Raw genomic sequence first — 18,656 nt, 5'->3', positions numbered from 1 at the left:
GGCAAAGGGCTTTTTATATTGCGCGAGCATTAGACTTGGAAAAAAAGCACCTCTATCGCCTGCCACATAAGGTTTATAGATAACAGCGATAGGACTATCTGCACTGCGCGCTGAAACTTTTCGGCGGGGATTTTATGTAAAAGCTTCAGCCCTAGCCAGGTGCCAACTGCGCCAGAAGCAATCATGGCAATCACCAAAGGCAACCATTGCCAAAAGGCAAAACCCGCTGCGCCGTACACCAGCGCTTTCAATGAATGTTGCATGGTCATGCTTGCTGAGAATGTGCCGGTAAAACGCATTTTGTCGTAGCCTTTACTGTGTAAGTAGCTGCCGACCAATGGCCCGCTTGCACCGACAAACATAGATAAAAATGTGGTTATCAAACCTGCTAGGGCTTTACCCAAGGGGCTTGATTCTTTTATTTTTGGTTTCTGGCCCCACAGCAAAAATAGGACAAACCCGCCCACAGCGAGCTTCATCCAATCCAAAGGTAAATCACTGACCACAAACGATGCCGCTAATGCACCAATAAGGCCACCAGCGATGAAATAGAGCAGCATGCTTTTATCGATATATTGGTAGGTCAGTAGCATACGATTGGCATTAGAGCCTAGCTGCACCAAGCCATGTACCGGTATTACAGCGGCCATGGGTATAAAAGACGCCATCGCGACCAACAATAATAAACCTCCACCGGCCCCTAAAGCGGCGGTCAAAAAGGACGTAAAACCCGCCAAGACGATTAGGAATAGGCTCAGTAGAGGGGTTATGAATTCACTGCTGAAAAAGTCCAAAGTGGCAACATACAATTAAATAAGGGTGTTGCATCATAGCGTGATGCCGCCCTGCCATTCAAACTAGCTTGCTGGTAAACCCAACTTAAAAAGGTAGCCAAAACTAACACGCATTAAGCTCAATTAAGGTACTGACCCATTAATGAGCCTCGATTAACTCGTGCTATATGGATACTACTTTTACCGGTGGATTCGCTATAACAGGCTTGAATACAGGCATTAAACTCAAAAGCGATTGACACATCCCATACTTATAGTATTTTGTTATATAAGAATTTTTTAACCACACAAATAATAGCCCTATTCAAATATGACCCACCGATTTTCGCTTTTTATCTCAGCATTCTGTTTGCTCACGCTTAGCTGGGCAACCACACTTAGCGCTGAAACCGAGGATAAACTAAAGTTCTCAGGCTTTGCTCGGGTCATTATGGGTTACCTTGATGATGAAAACGCCGAGTATGTCGGCTACGACAACAGCGTTAACCTTAATCAACAGTCGCTATTGGGTTTACAAGCGGACTATAGATTAAGCGACGATTTTTCTGTTACAGGCCAAGTTGTGGGGTATGCGAGTGACCAGCGTAATTCTGGGCTAGAATGGTTATACCTGACTTACAGCCCCGACAGCGCACTGCAAGTTAAGCTTGGCAGACAACGAATTCCTTTTTTCACCTACAGTGACAGCCTTGATATTGGCTTTGCTTATCCTTGGTTGACCCTACCGCAACAGGTTTACGATACAGCTTTCTTTTCTACGTTCGATGGTGCATTAGCCAGCTACGAATTTGCTATTAGCGACTGGGTTATTAACTACGAAGGCTACTGGGGCCGGTTCGACGACAAAATATATTTGGCTAGTCAGAATATTAATACCCAAGTAATTGGTCTCTTTGGTGTGAATGCTTCCGTGGGATATAAGAATTTCATTTTGAGGGCATCTTATGGTCAAGGCGATATTGATATTGAACAGGATGAAGTTGAACAATTTAGTCAATTGCTACGTCAATTTGGGTTTACTAAAAATGCTGATTGGCTGAACGCGAATGGATTACTGCAGTTTTATCAATTAAGTGCAAACTATGAAGATTTAGATTATTTCGTGCGTAGTGAGTTTGCAATGGTGAAAGGTGAAGGTGGTTTATTCGCAGATATTAATAGTTTTTATATCTCCGCAGGGTATAACTTCTACCCCTACACAGTTTATATCTCGTACAGTAAAAAAGATCTTCATTTTGACCATATAGCCAGTGAAATACCCTTTGGAATTTCGACTGATTTAGATGTACTCGCAGCAACTTATCTTGGGGTACTCGCAGCCTTCCCTGATGATAAATCAGCCGGTACAAAGCTTGGTTTACGATGGGATTGGCGTACCAACTTAGCATTTAAAGCTGAAATGACCTTTGTTCAAGCCAAGGATACCATCAGTAATGATTATGCCGTAAGAGACTTAGGCAATTTTGATGGTCAGGCCGTTTTATATCAGCTTGGCATTGAATGGGTATTTTAATGAAAAAATATCTTACCCTACTCATTTTATGTTCAATTAGCTTTGCAAAGATAGGGTCTGCAGAGGCCATTGTCGTGTTGGCGAATACCGCAGATAAATCCATTCAACTCAATCGTCAGCAAGTGCGTAACCTCTTTATGGGTGGCGTAATACCCTATGACTTACAAGCGGTTGCCCTGCCTCCTAAAAATCAGACTCGGGTATTGTTTAACACTAAAGTTGTTGGCTTAACAGAATCACGCATTCAGTCATATTGGGCGCAAATGCGCTTTACTGGTCGTAAAAGAGAGCCCAAAGAAATCGATAACGAAAGCTCGGTTCTGGAATATCTTAAAAACAACGAAGGTGCTGTGGGTTATTTACCTGCGGGGATCTCTATTCCTGCTAACTTAACTGTGATTTACACCATAAAATAAGGCCAATTAATCACCCTACAGACCGTGTGCTACTTCAATATATACGTAGTTCGGTTTAATGACATAACCATTGCAAAAAGCTAGCTAAGCTAACAAATCAGCGTTCTTTAAACATTCCTACCCATGAGGTTACAGATAATAAGATTTTGGCCGATATTACCTTTGGCACTTCAATAGGAATATGTCGGTAATTATATGATAAGCGACAGTAAGTAGTCAGAAGCGAATGGCCCTATTGTCATAGCAGTTTGTTTATTAAGCACGTATTTACCCTGAAAAAGTCAAACGGATTAAAAGCATGATCAGACGAGTATTTCATCTTATATCAGCAAGTTGCATTATTTTGCTGAGCTGGGCACCTGCAGTACATGCAGAGGATGAAGATAAACTCCAGTTCTCAGGGTTTGCGCGCGTGATCATGGGCTATTTGGATGACAAAAATGTTGAGTATGTTGGTTACGACAATAGCGTTAGTTTTGACCAACAGTCATTATTGGGGCTGCAAGCAGATTACCAGTTGAATGAAGATTTTTCTTTTACTGGCCAATTGGTCGGGCACACAGGATCCCAGCGCGATTCGGGTTTAGAATGGCTTTACCTTACCTATAAACCCAACAATTCTTTTCAAGTTAAACTCGGTAAACAGCGTATTCCGTTTTTCAATTACAGCGACAGCCTAGATGTCGGTTTTGCCTACCCGTGGTTAACGTTGCCCCAACAGTTTTACGACACGGCTTTCTTTTCAACATTCGAAGGTGTGTTAGCCAACTACGAGTTTTCGCTCGACGACTGGGTGATTAATTACGAAGGATATTGGGGTTATTATAACGACCAGTTTTACTCTGGTAGTCGTACGATTGATATCAAAGCCACCGGACTTTATGGTATCAGCACGACTTTGGGCTATAAGCATTTATCTCTCAGAGCGTCATATAATCAAGGGGATGTACAGCTGGGTTTTCCAGAAGCCAGTCAACTTTCTGAGCTATTAGACCAATTAGGCTTTAGCAACAATGCAAATTGGTTGAACCCAAATGGGCCCTTTCAGTTTTATCAATTAAGCGCCAATTACGAAGATCTAGATTATTTTGTGCGTAGTGAAGCGGCTAAAATAGCCGGTGAAAGTGGTCTGATACCTGATGTCAACAGTTACTACATTTCCGCAGGTTATAATTTCTACCCTTACACGGCTTACATCTCCTATAGTGTAAGGGATGTTAAATATAGGCACATTCCAAACGAAATCCCTTACGGGGTGTCGGATCAGCTGGATGTACTTGCCGCGACGTATGATCTCGCTTTATCCCAATTCCTCGATGAAAAAACTAATGGAAGCAAAATCGGTATTCGCTGGGACTGGCGATCTAATGTCGCTCTGAAAGCAGAAATAACCTTAGTCAGGGCTGATAGCAAGGTCAGTAATGATTCCGCCTTACAGGATTTAGGTAACTTTGACGGCCGAGCTGTTTTGTATCAGCTGGGGATAGATTGGGTATTTTAATGGCAAAATATCTTATTTTATTTATTTTCTCTTCCCTGAGTTTTGTATACAACGCGAGTGCTTCTGAGGGCATTATTGTGGTGGCAAATACAGCTGACAAATCAATTAAACTCAATCGCCAACAAGTGCGAAATCTATTTATGGGAGGGGCTGTGCCCTACGAATTAGAGGCGATTTCGCTGCCCTCTGATAATCAAACGCGTGTTTTATTCAACACCAAAGTGGTGGGCTTAACAGAATCACGCATTCAATCATATTGGGCACAAATGCGCTTTACTGGTCGTAAAAGAGCACCGAAAGAAATGGATAGCGAAAACTTAGTTCTGGAATACCTTAAAAACAATGAAGGTGCTGTCGGTTATTTGCCTGCGGGTATCTCTGTACCTGACAGTTTGACGGTGGTCTATACCATACAATAAGGGTAGTTAATGACACTGAATACGCGTAGTGTGTTTGTCGACACAACCATTTCGATAAGCAACGTAAGTTAACAAATGAGTGTGCCTTAAAAATACCTTCGCTTGGGTGTTACAGATAATAAGATTACAGCCGATATTACCTGTTGTGCCCCAATCGAACTATCTCTGCCATCATCCTGCAAACTACTACAGGAGTCAGAAGATAATGATAACTCTTGCCAGAGTAGTTTGTTTATTGGGCACGTATTTACCCAGAAAAATTCAAATGGATTGAAAACATGATCAGACGAATATTTCCTCTTATATCAGCGAGTTGCATTATTTTGCTCAGCTGTATACATGCAGTACAGGCGGAAGATGAAGATAAACTCGAGTTCTCAGGGTTTGCGCGCGTGATCATGGGCTATTTAGATGATAAAAACGCTGAGTATGTGGAATACGACAACAGTGTTAGCTTTGACCATCAGTCATTGTTAGGGTTGCAAGCAGATTACCAGTTCAATCAAGATTTTTCTGTTACCGGCCAAGTAGTAGGACATACCGCAACCCAGCGCGCTTCAGGTTTAGAGTGGCTTTACCTTACTTATAAACCCAACAATAGTTTACAAATTAAACTCGGTAAACAACGTGTTCCTTTTTTCAATTATAGCGATAGCCTAGATGTCGGTTTTGCTTATCCGTGGTTAACCTTGCCCCAACAGTTCTACGACACGGCTTTCTTTTCAACATTCGAAGGTGTGTTAGCCAACTACGAGTTTTCGCTCGACGATTGGGTGATTAGTTACGAAGGTTATTGGGGTTATTTCGACGACGAATTTTATTCTGGTAGTCGTACCATTGATACCAAAGTAACTGGCTTATTTGGCCTCAGCACAACTTTAGTATATAAGCATTTATCCCTTAGAGCGTCATATAATCAAGGGGATGTGCAGCTGGAGTTGCCAGAAGCCACTCAGCTGGCAGAGCTTTTAGACCAATTCGGCTTCAGCAACAATGCAAATTGGTTGAATCCAGATGGGCCCCTACAGTTTTATCAATTAAGCGCTAACTACGAAGATTTAGATTATTTTGTGCGTAGCGAAGCGGTTAAAATCGTTGGTAAAAGTGGCCTAATACCTGATGTTAACAGCTACTATATTACCGCAGGTTATAATTTCTACCCTTACACCGCTTATATTTCCTATAGTACGAGGGATGTTGAATTTAGGCACATTCCAAATGAAATCCCTTATGGGGTGTCAGACCAGCTGGATGTACTTGCCGCGACGTACGATTTTGTTTTATCCCAATTCCTCGATGAAAAAACCAATGGAAGCAAAATCGGTATTCGCTGGGACTGGCGGTCTAATGTTGCCCTGAAAGCAGAAGTAACCTTAGTCAGAGCTGATAGCAAGGTCAGTAATGATTCCGCCTTACAGGATTTAGGTAACTTTGACGGCCGAGCTGTTTTGTATCAGCTGGGGATAGATTGGGTATTTTAATGACAAAATATCTTATTTTATTTATTTTTTCTTGCCTAATTTTTATACACGACGTGAGTGCTTCTACGGGCGTTATTGTAGTGGCAAATACAGCAGATAAATCGATTAAACTCAATCGCCAACAAGTACGAAATCTATTTATGGGAGGGGCTGTGCCCTACGAATTAGAAGCTATTTCGCTGCCCTCTGATAATCAAACGCGCGTTTTATTCAACACCAAAGTGGTGGGCTTAACAGAGTCACGTATTCAGTCATATTGGGCACAAATGCGCTTTACCGGTCGTAAAAGAGCACCAAAAGAAATGGATAGCGAAAGCTCAGTTCTGGAATATATCGAAAATAATGTGGGCGCGGTAGGCTACCTACCTGAAGGCACTGCTATACCTGATAATTTAACGGTTATTTATTCCATTTCTCTTGAATAAATAAACGCGCAGAACACACCGTTAGATTGTCGATATGAAATGTTGCGGTCCGTAGTATGAGCCTTCTAAAAAAGTAACATAGCGCAAAATAGTTTTTTAAAGCATTTAGCTTAGCTAACGTAATTGCGCTATTTTTTAAGCACAACAACAAGTTTGGTAAATGTATTCAAAATTGATATCAGTCGTTCAATTACCAAGCAAAAATACAGGGTGTTTTAGCCTTACTACTTACCCAGTTAAATGCTAAAAATACTTGTAAATTAGTCTAGTTTTGAGCAAAAAACTTTGACACTCGATTGGGCTATAGTATTTTCATTAGTAAGAATTTTTTTAACCATACAAAAAGCAGACCTATTTAAAATATGACGTATCGCATTCCTTATTTGTTGTTGGTAAGCAGTTTAGTCTGGCTTTTTTTTACTCCCTCACTTTATGCTGAAACCAATGATAAGCTTCAACTTTCTGGTTTTGCTCGGGTAGTAATGGGCTATCTTGACGATAAGGATGCCGAATACCTTGGTTATGATAATTCAATCAGCGTCGACAAAGAAAGCCTTATCGGCTTGCAAGCTGACTATCAGATTTTAGATAACCTTGCCATTACCGGGCAACTTATTGGGCATACGGCTGAGCAACGAGACTCAGGCATCGAGTGGTTATATTTAACGTATACCCCCACAAATTCACTGAGGTTTAAGCTAGGCAGACAACGTACCCCCTTTCTAAATTATAGCGATGTAATTGATGTGGGGTATGCCTACCCTTGGGCTACCTTGCCGCAACAAACTTATCCTCGACACTTCTTTTCTACATTTGACGGCTTGATGGCGAATTATGAGATATCTAACAGCCTATTTGTGATGGATATCGAAGGTTATTGGGGCTATTTTGAAGATGACGTCGTCATAGCAGAGCGTCAGATGAAGGCAAAAACGGACGATTTTCACGGTTTAATCAATACTATTCACGTTAACAATTGGACGTTTAGAGGCTCGTATCATCAAGGTAAAACGAGTGTTGAAATTGACGATATAACACAATTCAGTAACCTTCTTAGTCAGATTGGTTTTAGCGAAAGTGCAGAGTCCCTGGCAACGGATGGTACAACAGAAGTGTTTCAATTAAGCGCAAGTTATGAAACCCTAAATTACTTCGTCCGGGCTGAGTTAAACCACATACACGCTGATCTTGTTTTTGTGCCCGAAACCGACGGTTATTTCATCTCCACCGGATATAATTACTTTCCCTTTACGTCTTATATTTCTTACTCAAAAAATGTCACCGAGTATGAGCAACCTGCCAGTGATATTCCCATCGGTCTGAGTCCACAACTGGATCAACTAGCCTATGGTTACCTCGCCATATTTGATCAATTGCCCGTTGATAGCTCAGAAGCTTTTACCCTTGGTACCCGATGGGATTTACAAGCGGGATTAGCCTTAAAAGGCGAAGTAAGCTTAATAAGAGGTAAAGCCGATGACAACGCGTTCTTTACTTTTGATGATGCTGATTTTGATAGAAAGGCCCTGTTATATTTATTAGCATTGGAGTGGGTGTTTTGATTAAAACCTCTTTATTGCTGATTGGCACCATATTTAACCTAACTGGTAATATTTGCTTTGCAAATGACGCTATCACTGTTGTTGCCAATACCCAAGACAGATCAATACTTTTAAATCGCCAGGAAGTGCGCCATTTATTTATGGGCGGGGCACAGCACTATGGCTTACACGTGATTGCTTTGCCGCCTGAAAACCAAACTCGAGTATTATTTAACACTAAGGTTATTGGCTTAACCGAGTCTCGCATTCAATCGTATTGGGCACAAATGCGCTTTACCGGTCGTAAAAAGGCCCCTAAAGAAGTGGATACTGAGCGCTTAGTAATCCAATACATAAAAGATAACGAAGGGTCTGTGGGTTATTTGCCTGCGGGTGTATCTCTGCCTGACGAATTAACTGTAATTTACACCGGTTTATAAAGCCTTGGCAAAAATGAAAATTTGAAAAGTGATTGAAAAATAGCCATAAAACACTTCAATAGTGAGATTATTTGCCACTGAATCAGCCTAAGGTAGTTTGAATAGTGGGCGTTGAATTTTAATTAGATTGGAAAAGTCATCATTTAGAGTATGAAAAAGCAAATTGGGAATTTAATTTTCGTCTGTGGTGTGTTGCTTTTTAGCCGCGTGGAAATATTGCATGCGCAGACCGAAGACAAACTAGCGCTTTCTGGATTCGCCAGAGTGGTGGCAGGTTATCTTGATGAAGATAATGCTAACTTTATCGGCTACGAGAATGAAATCAGCCTAGGAGAGCAATCGCTTTTAGGTTTGCAAGCAGACTATCAACTCACCGATCGTTTTTCAGCTACGGCTCAAGTTATAGGCCGTACGGGTGGTGACTCAGATTCCGGTATCGAATGGCTTTATGTTACGTATACACCAACTAAATCATTAAGGTTTAAACTCGGTCGGCAGCGTACACCGATGTACAGCTACAGTGATTTTTCAGATGTAGGCTTTGCTTATAACTGGGTCTCGTTACCACAACAGGTTTATCGCCAATTCCTATTTCCAAATTATGATGGATTACATGGTCAATATGATTACGTTGGGCGGAATGTGTCTTTATCGATTGAGGCCTATACAGGCGGCATTGATAAAACGTTTATGGTCGACGGTGAATCTTTTACCACTGATATTCAAGATTTGTACGGCATTGTTGGCACTCTAGGTTATAAGGGCTGGACATTTAGAGCCTCTCACCACGGTGGCGACGTGGATATAATACGCCAAGAATTAACTGACTTTACATCACTTTTAAGAATGTCTGGTTTTGTTCAAAGTGCTGATTCTCTGTCAATGTCAGGAAAGGGTAAATTCTCTCAAGTTAGCGCATTTTACGAAGACCTAGACTATTTCTTTCAAACTGAGATGATGCAGATAAATACCGAGTTATTTTTAGCGCCCGATACAAGCGCTTATTTCATATCTGGCGGCATGAATTTCTATCCAATATCTGTGTATGTATCTTTTTCAAGAGACACTAATCGCTACAGTAAACCGAGCGCTGAAATTCCCTTAGGCGTAAATGCCCAATTGGATCAACTCGCGTATGGTTATCAACAAGTATTCAGTCAAGTAGGCGACAATAGCAGCGTCAGTTATACAGCTGGGGCTCGTTGGGATTGGAAAGAAAATGTAGCCCTTAAAGCGGAAGCGACTCTTTTAAAACAAAGAGAGGGAAATCAAGACCTGTTTAACAATATAAAGGGTGGCTTTGACGGTAAAGCGATGTTGTATCAAGTTGCTTTGGAGTGGGTATTTTGATGAATATCAATCTACGCCCAATAGTTTTAACGCTTACATTGTTTTGTCATTTTTGTTGGGCGAATAGTCCTATTATTGTTGTCGCGAACACTCAAGATAAAACGATTACTTTAAGCCGGCACGAAGTGCGTAATTTATTTATGGGCGGCGCACTAGGCCATGATTTTAAGGCAGTTGCGTTACCTCTTGAAAACCACACACGCATCTTGTTCAACACCAAGGTCGTTGGGCTAACTGAATCACGTATTCAGTCCTACTGGGCACAGATGCGCTTCACTGGGCGTAAAAAAGCCCCTCAGGAAGTCAACAATGAGCAATTAATGCTGGAATACCTCAAGAATACTGCAGGTGCGGTGGGGTATTTACCTGCTGGTATTTCAATTCCTGAAGAGTTAACGGTGGTGTATACTGCTCCTTAGTGTTTAAGCAATGCCAGCAAGCTCATAGGTTTAGCAAATAAGTAACCTTGCAGCTGATGGCAACCGTTAGCAATTAAAAAATCTGCTTGTTCACGGGTCTCTACCCCTTCTGCACAAATTTGTAAGTTCAATTGCTTGGCCATTTCGATGATCGTTTTGGTGACCAGCGTGCTGCGTTTTGAAACATTCAGGTTATCGACAAATTGTTTATCGATTTTCAGCGTATTGAGATGAATTTGTGTTAAATATCCTAAAGACGAATACCCTGCCCCAAAGTCATCAAGGGCGATTGAGCAGCCCATATCGCGTATTTGCTTCAAAAACTCATTCGCTATATCAAAGTTTTCTAAATATGCCGATTCTGTTACTTCAAACTCAATATGGGAGGTTTGTACGTTATAACGCACGAACATAGAACGAATGTAATCAATCAATAAGGTATTTTTAATATCGTGAGCAGATAAATTTACCGACACGACTATCTCCCCCGGATGTATAGCCAGTAATTGATCCAGCTCTTGACAGACTTTTTTAATCACCCATTTGGTGATAGAGAGAATTTTTCCGCTCTGCTCAGCAATGGGAATAAATTCAGCTGGCGACACCGTGCCCATGGATTCGCTATTCCAACGGATCAGGGCTTCGTAGCCTACTATAACTTCATCAGCGGACACTTTACCTTGATAGTGAACACTAAACTCATTGTGCTTAATCGCATTGGAAATCGAGTTAGCAATAAGTAAGCGACGCTTGTTATCTTCCATCATGTCGGGCACAAAAACGGTATGCGTGCTGCGACCGGCCATTTTAGAGCGGTACATGGCAATATCTGCATTGCTAATAAACTCGCTCACGTTGAAATTCGAATCACTGGCGCGAGCGATGCCGATGCTGACACCAATTTGCACCTCCCAAGTCTGGATGGCAAATGGCACGTTCAACCCATTAACTAACCGTTCGGCTATTTCAAATAGCTCTAATTCATTCGGCTCGTTGTGCAAAAGAATCAGAAATTCGTCACCACCTAGACGTGAAATAAGGTCGCCGTCGCGTAAAATGGATTTAGTGCGTCGGCAAACCTCCATTAACAATAAGTCACCGACTTCGTGACCAAATGCATCGTTAACACCTTTAAATCCATCTAAATCGAAGTACATTAAAACCAAGTTACGTTCATCTCGCTTGGCTTTGGCTAGCTCTAGCCTGAGGGTTTCCATAAAAAATTGGCGATTGGGCAAGCCGGTTAACCCATCAAAATTAGCGAGGCGCTCCATGGCTTTCTGTTGCTCTTTGAGCTGATCTGTATACTGACTGTTCTTCTGGGTTTCGCAATTGATGGTTTCCATCATACTGTTGATATCTCGGCTTAATTCTGTCACTTCTTGCTTGCCATCGATATTAATTCGCAATGAATAGTCATGGGTTTCTTGAATTTTTTGGGCGAAACGAGATAACCGGCTAAGAGGCAAAAACAATTGTCGTTGAATAAACAATGAACCCACAATTGCTACAAAAAGAACCAACAACACGAGAGGTAAAACGCGTTTTAATAGCGTGAGTTTACTTTTGTTAAGCGGGCCTACAGCATCGTTAACAATCAGTAAATAACCAAGTGGTAAACGAGCATCGCCCACTAACTTTAAGGCAATAAGCTCACCGTCTTTCACCCTTACTCCTAAGGGACTTAACTTAAGCCTATCGAGGTCGATATTAATTTCGGAAGCACTAGGCGTGAATAAAGGGCCGAAATACATATTTAGACGCTGCCAGTGACTGTCATATACTACGGCATATTTCACATTCTCGTAGCGGTCTAGACGTAATAAAGTCGCCGTCACTTCAAACGTGTCGGGCTCTGTAGTAATAAGAGAAACAAGATCGTTCGCTAAATTTTCAGATAAACCTTCAAGATCACCTCGTGTCGATTCCAGATACAACTTCTCGTATTCCTCAACAGAAGACACCAAAACTGCCGCACAGACTAAAAAAATAGCAACAACGGTAAGGGTAGTTGTGGTGTTCTTGATTGTTCTAAACAGCATGTATCAATCCTTTATTACACCAATTTTCGACTCGCTACTAACGACAATATGTACAGTTTGGTTTGACTTATCAATTCATTATAAGTCTTACACTATCTGAACAACTAGAAAAAATGGAAACGTTAATCTCGTTATAGTGTAGTGATTATCGCCAACTTGCGATATTAATCAAATGGTTAACTTTTGAAATTAAATTTACCTTTCTTATTCTTCAAAAATACATCGCTGCAAAGCGCTGTGCAAAGTTAAAAATAATCGAGGCTTGTTATTCACGCCCCTTATTTTTACCCAAGCAAACCTCTTCAATTGAACTAAACTCACTAAATGCAACGTAAATACACATTTTCGCAACATTTATAACAAATATAAATAGTTGAATTTATTGAATTTAATTTTTATTTGCTATAAATGTGAACTTTTTGTAAGCGAAAACAGTTGACGATGTTAAAGAGTTAAGGGAATATGCTCATCAAGCGGGCACATACTCACATTAAAGACGTTAAATCAGAGTTTGGGCGTATGCCCCGAGTTCTAATGGCGGTTAAAGGATGTATCGGCGTTAGATGATTTCCATTGAAATCTTTACTACCACACACAAAACTTACTTTAATAGGACTCTATTATGTTAAAAAACATACGAAAAACACTAGCTTTGTCAGCCGCCAGAACAGAACTTCATACCCCTAACATTCAACGCATAACTAAATTAGGCGTAGTCGCTGCAGCCGTTATGGCTGCGTCTGCTCCTTCATACCTACAAGCTGCAGAGTTTCTTGATGGACGTGCTGAGGTTAACTTCCTCGCAATGCAAAACTACCAAGCAATACAAGCCAAAGAAGGGGCATTTCGTCCGGTGGACGAAGAACAGTCATCTGGCTTTGGCCGTATCAGAGCCAACCTAATGCTTAAGTTCCACATCACTGAATTCATCTCAGCCGATATCGACATCGCTGAAGAGCCAAATGATTTCGGTAACAACGGTGACCGTGATTTCTCATTCCACAATGATTACTCGGGTATCGAGTTTGACCTATTTGGTCTTACTGAGTACGAGCGTGAAAACGCCAACCTAACGCTTCGTTTAGGTAATATAGGCGGCTCGCCTTTCCAATTTAAGGGCTTTCAAGACGGGGCCGACAACCAAGGCAATGCCCTTATCGGTAATGGAATAACAGATTACGCAACAGCAGAAAATGGCGCGCAATTACGATACACCCAGACATACGATGAAGGTGTGGTTCGCAGTTTCAACGTTGTTGGTCATGTTACCACCTCAAGTTTTGGCGAAGCGTTTCAAGAAGACCGAGGTTTTAACTACCTATTACAAGGTGCCGTCGAGTTTACGGGTGGCTTTAAAGTCGGTTTGAATTTCTTACAAGCAAATCAAGGTGATCAGTTACGTTTTGAAAACGGCGTAGCAAGCCTTGATGGTTTAACCACCACAAACTATCGTTTTGGTGATGGTGAAAACTATAACTTCTCAGCTTCACCTAGCAGCGAGCGTGATACCCATGTGGGTGTTATGCCAGGGCTTGACCAAACAACCATTCAGTTAAACTTAGCGTATCAACCGTCACCTGAAACTAGCTTGATTTTTATGATTGGTAAATCCAGTGACGATTTTACCTTCGCAGATACAGCAGGAAACGCAGTAGCCGGTATTACTTACTTTGGCATAGACGGCGTGGTTGATCCGACAGGAACAACTTTCGATTCAAATAGCGTGATCAAAGGCGATACGTCGGTTGAGTACTGGACAGTTGAGGCTCAGCATTATGTTATCCCTGGCAAATTCTATGTAGCCGCGCGTTACGCAGAAGCTGAGAACACCTCAGATCTTATCGCCCAAACAGATAACACTGTAGAGCGCCTTCAAGTAGCAGCAGGTTATTGGTTTAACGATAAAACGCTTTTGAAAATCGAATATGTTGACCAAGACGAAGGCATTAACTCAGGTGGCCAAATTGGTACTGGGTTTGACGGCATCACATCTGAAATTTCGGTTAAGTTTTAGGTATCAGCCGACTTCTGTCGGCTTTATCTAATTGTAAGCTAATATAAATTATAACAACTGTCTCATTTACCTATCGAGTGAATGAGACATCTAACTTTGTACATAAGGGGAATGCCCGATGTTAAACAAATTGACTATGCTGACTTGCGTCGCGTTAGGTATGAGCGCAACAGTTGCCGCTGAAACCATCACCATCGCCACGGTAAATAACGGCGACATGATCACCATGAAAGAACTCAGTAGCGATTTTGAAAAGAAAAATCCTGATATTGACCTTCAGTGGGTCACGCTAGAAGAAAACATTTTACGCCAACGCGTTACCACAGATGTTGCCACTAAGGGCGGTCAATATGACGTCATGACAATTGGTACGTACGAGGTGCCTATCTGGGGTAAGCAAGGTTGGTTAACTGAACTTGACGGCTTAGGCGCGGATTACGATGAAGAAGACTTACTTCCCGCTATCAGAAGTGGCCTGTCGGTAAATGACAAATTATATGCAGCGCCTTTTTACGGTGAAAGCTCAATGGTCATGTACCGTAAAGACTTGATCGAAAAAGCAGGTCTTGAAATGCCCACCAAACCTAGCTGGGAATTTATCCGCAAAGCGGCTAAAGCCATGACAGATAGTGACGCTGGTGTATATGGGATCTGCCTGCGAGGTAAAGCTGGCTGGGGTGAAAACATTGCGTTGATTACCGCCATGTCAAATTCGTTTGGTGCCCGCTGGTTTGATGAAAATTGGAAGCCACAATTTAACACACCCCAGTGGAAAGACACCCTGCAATACTATGTTGACATAATGACAGAATCTGGCCCTCCTGGCGCATCTTCAAACGGGTTCAATGAAAATTTGGCATTGTTTCAAACAGGTAAGTGCGGCATGTGGATAGATGCCACTGTTGCTGGTGCCTTTGTGACCAATGAAAAAGATTCTGAAGTCGCCGATAAAGTAGGCTTTGCCATGGCACCGGATATGGGCTTAGGCAAGCGTGGAAACTGGTTATGGGCTTGGACACTTGCGGTACCTTCTAGCAGCGAAAAAAGCGCAGCAGCCATGAAGTTTATTAGCTGGGCAACATCTAAAGAGTACCTCGCTCTAGTCGCAAAAGAAAAAGGTTGGGCTAACGTACCCCCAGGAACGCGTACATCTTTGTACGCTAATCCTGAATACCTAAATGCAGCACCTTTTGCTGAAATAACTCTGGCGTCTATCGAGTCAGTTGATCCGAAAAATCCAACCGTGCAACCCGTGCCTTATGTGGGCGTGCAATTTGTTGCCATACCTGAGTTTCAGGGTATTGGTACTGCCGTAGGCCAACAATTTGCCGCTGCATTGACTGGGCAGATGACGGTAGAGCAAGCATTGGCTAGTTCGCAACGCTTGGTCGAACGCGCAATGCGTAAAGCACGTTATCCAAAATAGTTAATTTTTGATGGGGGGTAAGTGCATGTCACTTACCCATGGTTTTCACTTGAAGAAGGTCTAGATTATGGCGACGATGCAATCTCGTAACTTAGCTAGAATGATGTTATTTCCATCCGTCGTATTGTTGTTGGCATGGATGATAGTACCGCTGTGCATGACATTGTATTTCTCATTTTTAGATTACAATCTACTCACACCCGGAAGCGAAGAATTTATTGGTTTTCTAAACTATGAGTTCTTTCTCACAGATCCTGCTTTTTTTGCCTCTTTTTTCAATACACTGTTGCTCGTAGGCGGTGTACTGCTTATCACCATTTGTGGTGGTATTGGCCTGGCCATTTTGCTTGACCAAGCTATTTGGGGACGAAATTACGTTCGCATTATGGTGTTAGCGCCGTTCTTTGTTATGCCGACCGTTTCTGCTTTAGTGTGGAAAAATATGCTCATGAATCCGGTGAATGGGTTATTTGCACACTTTGCCATGTGGATTGGTGTCGAACCCGTCGACTTCTTTGCGCAGATACCGTTGTTGTCAATTATCATCATTGTGTCATGGCAGTGGCTACCGTTTGCAGCATTAATATTACTCACTTCTATTCAGTCCCTTGACCGTGAGCAATTGGAAGCCGCGGATTTGGATGGTGCCGGTCCGTTTAGTAAATTTATTTATATCGTTATGCCGCATTTATCTCGCGCTATAACAGCCGTAATTTTAATCGAAACCATATTTTTACTGTCGATATTCGCTGAAATATTGGTCACAACCAGTGGTGGGCCGGGCTATGCTTCGACCAATCTTACCTACTTGATTTACACGCAATCATTACTTCAATTTGATGTTGGCGGAGGCTCAGCGGGAGGTATTGTCGCAGTCATCATTGCAAATATTGTCGCTATTTTCCTTATGCGCCTAATTGGCAAAAACCTGGAGGACTAAATTATGGCTATGAATAACAGTAATAAATCTAAAATTATTTATACCGCTTTAGCCTGGGGCATAAGTGGAATGATCTTTTTCCCCATTTTATGGACCTTGCTAACCAGCTTTAAAACGGAAGCTGAGGCAATATCAGCCAACCCCAGTCTATTTATGTTTGATTGGACACTTGAAAACTATTCAGACGTACTGGCGCGTTCCCCCTACTTTAACCATTTTTGGAATTCTGTAGTGATTTCAATTGGTTCTAGTTTACTAGGTTTAATCATAGCCATACCCGCAGCTTGGTCCATGGCGTTTGTGCAAACTAAACGCACTAAACATTTATTAATGTGGATGCTGTCGACCAAAATGTTACCGCCGGTCGGTGTACTGATCCCTATTTATTTGATGTTTAGAGATTTCTCTTTGCTCGACACTAAATTGGGCTTGGTCATTGTTATGACACTGGTCAACTTACCGATAATGGTGTGGATGCTTTACACCTATTTTAGAGAGATCCCACATGAAATCCTTGAAGCATCACGTATGGACGGATGCAGTATTGGTGAAGAGATATTTCATGTGTTACTACCGCTTGCACTGCCAGGTATTGCTTCTACGCTACTGTTAAACGTTATTTTAGCGTGGAATGAGGCTTTTTGGACGCTTATATTGACCGCAGCAAATGCAGCGCCGCTAACGGCATTTATTGCCAGTTATTCAAGTCCAGAAGGATTATTTTACGCCAAGTTATCAGCAGCATCGGTGATGGCCATTGTGCCCATACTTATACTTGGTTGGTTTAGTCAGAAACAATTAGTGCGCGGATTAAGCTTCGGCGCAGTAAAATAGGAGCGTTATCATGGGCAGCATTACTTTAAAACAGGTCACGAAAAATTTCGGCGACGTAAATGTAATTAAACCAATAGATCTACAAATTCACGATGGCGAATTTATCGTATTTGTTGGTCCATCGGGTTGTGGTAAATCAACTTTGTTGCGGATGATCGCAGGTTTGGAAGATACCACCAGCGGTAATATTGATATAGACGGAAAAGACGCCACTAATACGCCTCCGGCAAAGCGCGGCTTAGCCATGGTGTTCCAATCCTATGCGCTGTATCCACATATGTCGGTACGTAACAACATTGCGTTTCCATTAAAACGCGCAAAAGTGCCCCCTGCTGAAATTGAGGCAAAAATTGCCTCTGCGGCAAAAATACTGAATCTGGGGGATTATCTGGATCGTAAACCCGGACAGTTGTCAGGCGGTCAGCGTCAACGAGTTGCAATTGGCCGTGCGATAGTGCGTCAACCTTCTGCATTTTTATTTGATGAACCACTGTCTAACTTAGATGCATCATTGCGCGTTAACATGCGCCTAGAAATTTCTGAGTTACACAAAACCCTTGATACTACGATGATTTATGTCACCCACGATCAAGTAGAAGCGATGACCATGGCAGATCGCATTGCGGTATTTAACGCCGGTGTGATTGAGCAGGTCGGGACCCCCCTCGAGTTGTACCAAACTCCGGTCAATCGCTTTGTTGCTGGTTTCATTGGTTCGCCAAAAATGAACTTTATTGATATTGAACCGGTTGACGGCGATCCAACCAGTTGCGTTGGTGTACGTCCGGAGCATTTAAAAGTGACACAAGATAAAGGTCTTTGGACGGGTAAAGTGGGTGTAATTGAGCATCTGGGGTCAGAAACCTTTCTACATATTCATGTTGATGGCGTGGGTCCGCTTACGCTTAAAGCTGATGGTGATTGCCCATTGAAATACGGCGACGATGTGAACTTGACCGCACCGCAAAACAAAATCATGCATTTTGATGCCGCGGGTAAGACTCTGCCACCCACTCCATTTTCGGGTAACTAGACTAAACAGCGAGACACACCCTTTTTAGGTTTGTCTCGCTATTTTCAACCGCGAAATTAACCAACCTG

Annotated in this window: 17 protein-coding genes; 15 read left to right on the top strand and 2 right to left on the bottom strand. The window is 42.1% G+C overall.

From position 1 onward, the window contains the following. Positions 1-29: 29 nt before the first annotated feature. Positions 30-794 (bottom strand): sulfite exporter TauE/SafE family protein, encoded by a 765-nt coding sequence (locus GQR89_RS00970; RefSeq protein WP_158768326.1) that lies wholly within the window; start codon positions 792-794, stop codon positions 30-32. 310 nt (positions 795-1,104) lie between these two features. On the opposite strand from GQR89_RS00970, the gene GQR89_RS00965 reads away from it, so the two are divergent. From GQR89_RS00965 to GQR89_RS00920, 10 genes are all read left to right on the top strand, one after another. Further along, positions 1,105-2,307, top strand: a complete 1,203-nt coding sequence (locus GQR89_RS00965; RefSeq protein ID WP_158768325.1) for a porin — start codon at positions 1,105-1,107, stop codon at positions 2,305-2,307. Continuing rightward, positions 2,307-2,723, top strand: coding sequence for a hypothetical protein (locus GQR89_RS00960; RefSeq protein ID WP_158768324.1), 417 nt, complete (start codon positions 2,307-2,309; stop codon positions 2,721-2,723). The genes GQR89_RS00965 and GQR89_RS00960 overlap by 1 nt, the downstream gene beginning before the upstream one ends. Before the next feature lie 298 nt (positions 2,724-3,021). Further along, positions 3,022-4,224, top strand: a complete 1,203-nt coding sequence (locus GQR89_RS00955; protein WP_158768323.1) for a hypothetical protein — start codon at positions 3,022-3,024, stop codon at positions 4,222-4,224. After that, positions 4,224-4,643, top strand: a complete 420-nt coding sequence (locus tag GQR89_RS00950; protein WP_158768322.1) for a hypothetical protein — start codon at positions 4,224-4,226, stop codon at positions 4,641-4,643. Before GQR89_RS00955 ends, GQR89_RS00950 begins: the two co-directional genes overlap by 1 nt. A gap of 278 nt (positions 4,644-4,921) precedes the next feature. After that, positions 4,922-6,124, top strand: coding sequence for a hypothetical protein (locus GQR89_RS00945; RefSeq protein ID WP_158768321.1), 1,203 nt, complete (start codon positions 4,922-4,924; stop codon positions 6,122-6,124). Beyond that, complete coding sequence (locus GQR89_RS00940; RefSeq protein WP_158768320.1) at positions 6,124-6,549, top strand: hypothetical protein; 426 nt, start codon at positions 6,124-6,126, stop codon at positions 6,547-6,549. The genes GQR89_RS00945 and GQR89_RS00940 overlap by 1 nt, the downstream gene beginning before the upstream one ends. A 362-nt stretch (positions 6,550-6,911) precedes the next feature. Then, entirely contained in the window at positions 6,912-8,111 is a 1,200-nt protein-coding gene (locus GQR89_RS00935; RefSeq protein WP_158768319.1) for a hypothetical protein, read from the top strand. Continuing rightward, positions 8,111-8,530, top strand: coding sequence for a hypothetical protein (locus GQR89_RS00930; RefSeq protein ID WP_158772084.1), 420 nt, complete (start codon positions 8,111-8,113; stop codon positions 8,528-8,530). Before GQR89_RS00935 ends, GQR89_RS00930 begins: the two co-directional genes overlap by 1 nt. Positions 8,531-8,680: 150 nt before the next feature. Next, a complete protein-coding gene (locus GQR89_RS00925; RefSeq protein ID WP_158768318.1) occupies positions 8,681-9,880 on the top strand; it encodes a hypothetical protein in 1,200 nt (399 codons plus the stop codon). Next, complete coding sequence (locus GQR89_RS00920; protein ID WP_158768317.1) at positions 9,880-10,299, top strand: hypothetical protein; 420 nt, start codon at positions 9,880-9,882, stop codon at positions 10,297-10,299. Before GQR89_RS00925 ends, GQR89_RS00920 begins: the two co-directional genes overlap by 1 nt. Here GQR89_RS00920 and GQR89_RS00915 read toward each other — a convergent pair. After that, entirely contained in the window at positions 10,296-12,341 is a 2,046-nt protein-coding gene (locus tag GQR89_RS00915) for an EAL domain-containing protein (RefSeq protein ID WP_158768316.1), read from the bottom strand. The two genes, GQR89_RS00920 and GQR89_RS00915, sit on opposite strands and share 4 nt — an antisense overlap. 730 nt (positions 12,342-13,071) lie before the next feature. Between GQR89_RS00915 and GQR89_RS00910 the strand changes: the two genes are divergently transcribed. The 5 genes from GQR89_RS00910 (at position 13,072) to GQR89_RS00890 (ending at position 18,588) form a co-directional block, all read left to right on the top strand. Next, positions 13,072-14,355, top strand: coding sequence for a hypothetical protein (locus tag GQR89_RS00910; RefSeq protein ID WP_370461063.1), 1,284 nt, complete (start codon positions 13,072-13,074; stop codon positions 14,353-14,355). A gap of 118 nt (positions 14,356-14,473) precedes the next feature. Further along, positions 14,474-15,781 (top strand): sugar ABC transporter substrate-binding protein, encoded by a 1,308-nt coding sequence (locus GQR89_RS00905; protein WP_158768314.1) that lies wholly within the window; start codon positions 14,474-14,476, stop codon positions 15,779-15,781. Positions 15,782-15,848: 67 nt separating this feature from the next. Further along, positions 15,849-16,721: a carbohydrate ABC transporter permease gene (locus GQR89_RS00900; RefSeq protein ID WP_158768313.1), complete on the top strand. Its 873-nt coding sequence runs from the start codon at positions 15,849-15,851 to the stop codon at positions 16,719-16,721. 3 nt (positions 16,722-16,724) lie between these two features. After that, positions 16,725-17,555 carry a carbohydrate ABC transporter permease gene (locus GQR89_RS00895; RefSeq protein ID WP_158768312.1) on the top strand — a complete coding sequence of 277 codons (831 nt, stop codon included), beginning with the start codon at positions 16,725-16,727 and terminating at the stop codon, positions 17,553-17,555. A gap of 10 nt (positions 17,556-17,565) precedes the next feature. Continuing rightward, positions 17,566-18,588: an ABC transporter ATP-binding protein gene (locus tag GQR89_RS00890; protein ID WP_158768311.1), complete on the top strand. Its 1,023-nt coding sequence runs from the start codon at positions 17,566-17,568 to the stop codon at positions 18,586-18,588. Positions 18,589-18,656 lie beyond the last annotated feature (68 nt).

Source organism: Paraglaciecola sp. L1A13 (assembly GCF_009796745.1).
In the GTDB taxonomy this organism is placed as follows: domain Bacteria; phylum Pseudomonadota; class Gammaproteobacteria; order Enterobacterales; family Alteromonadaceae; genus Paraglaciecola.
The sequence above is the reverse complement of the archived record's forward strand: the minus strand, read 5'-3'. Positions and strand labels throughout refer to the sequence as shown.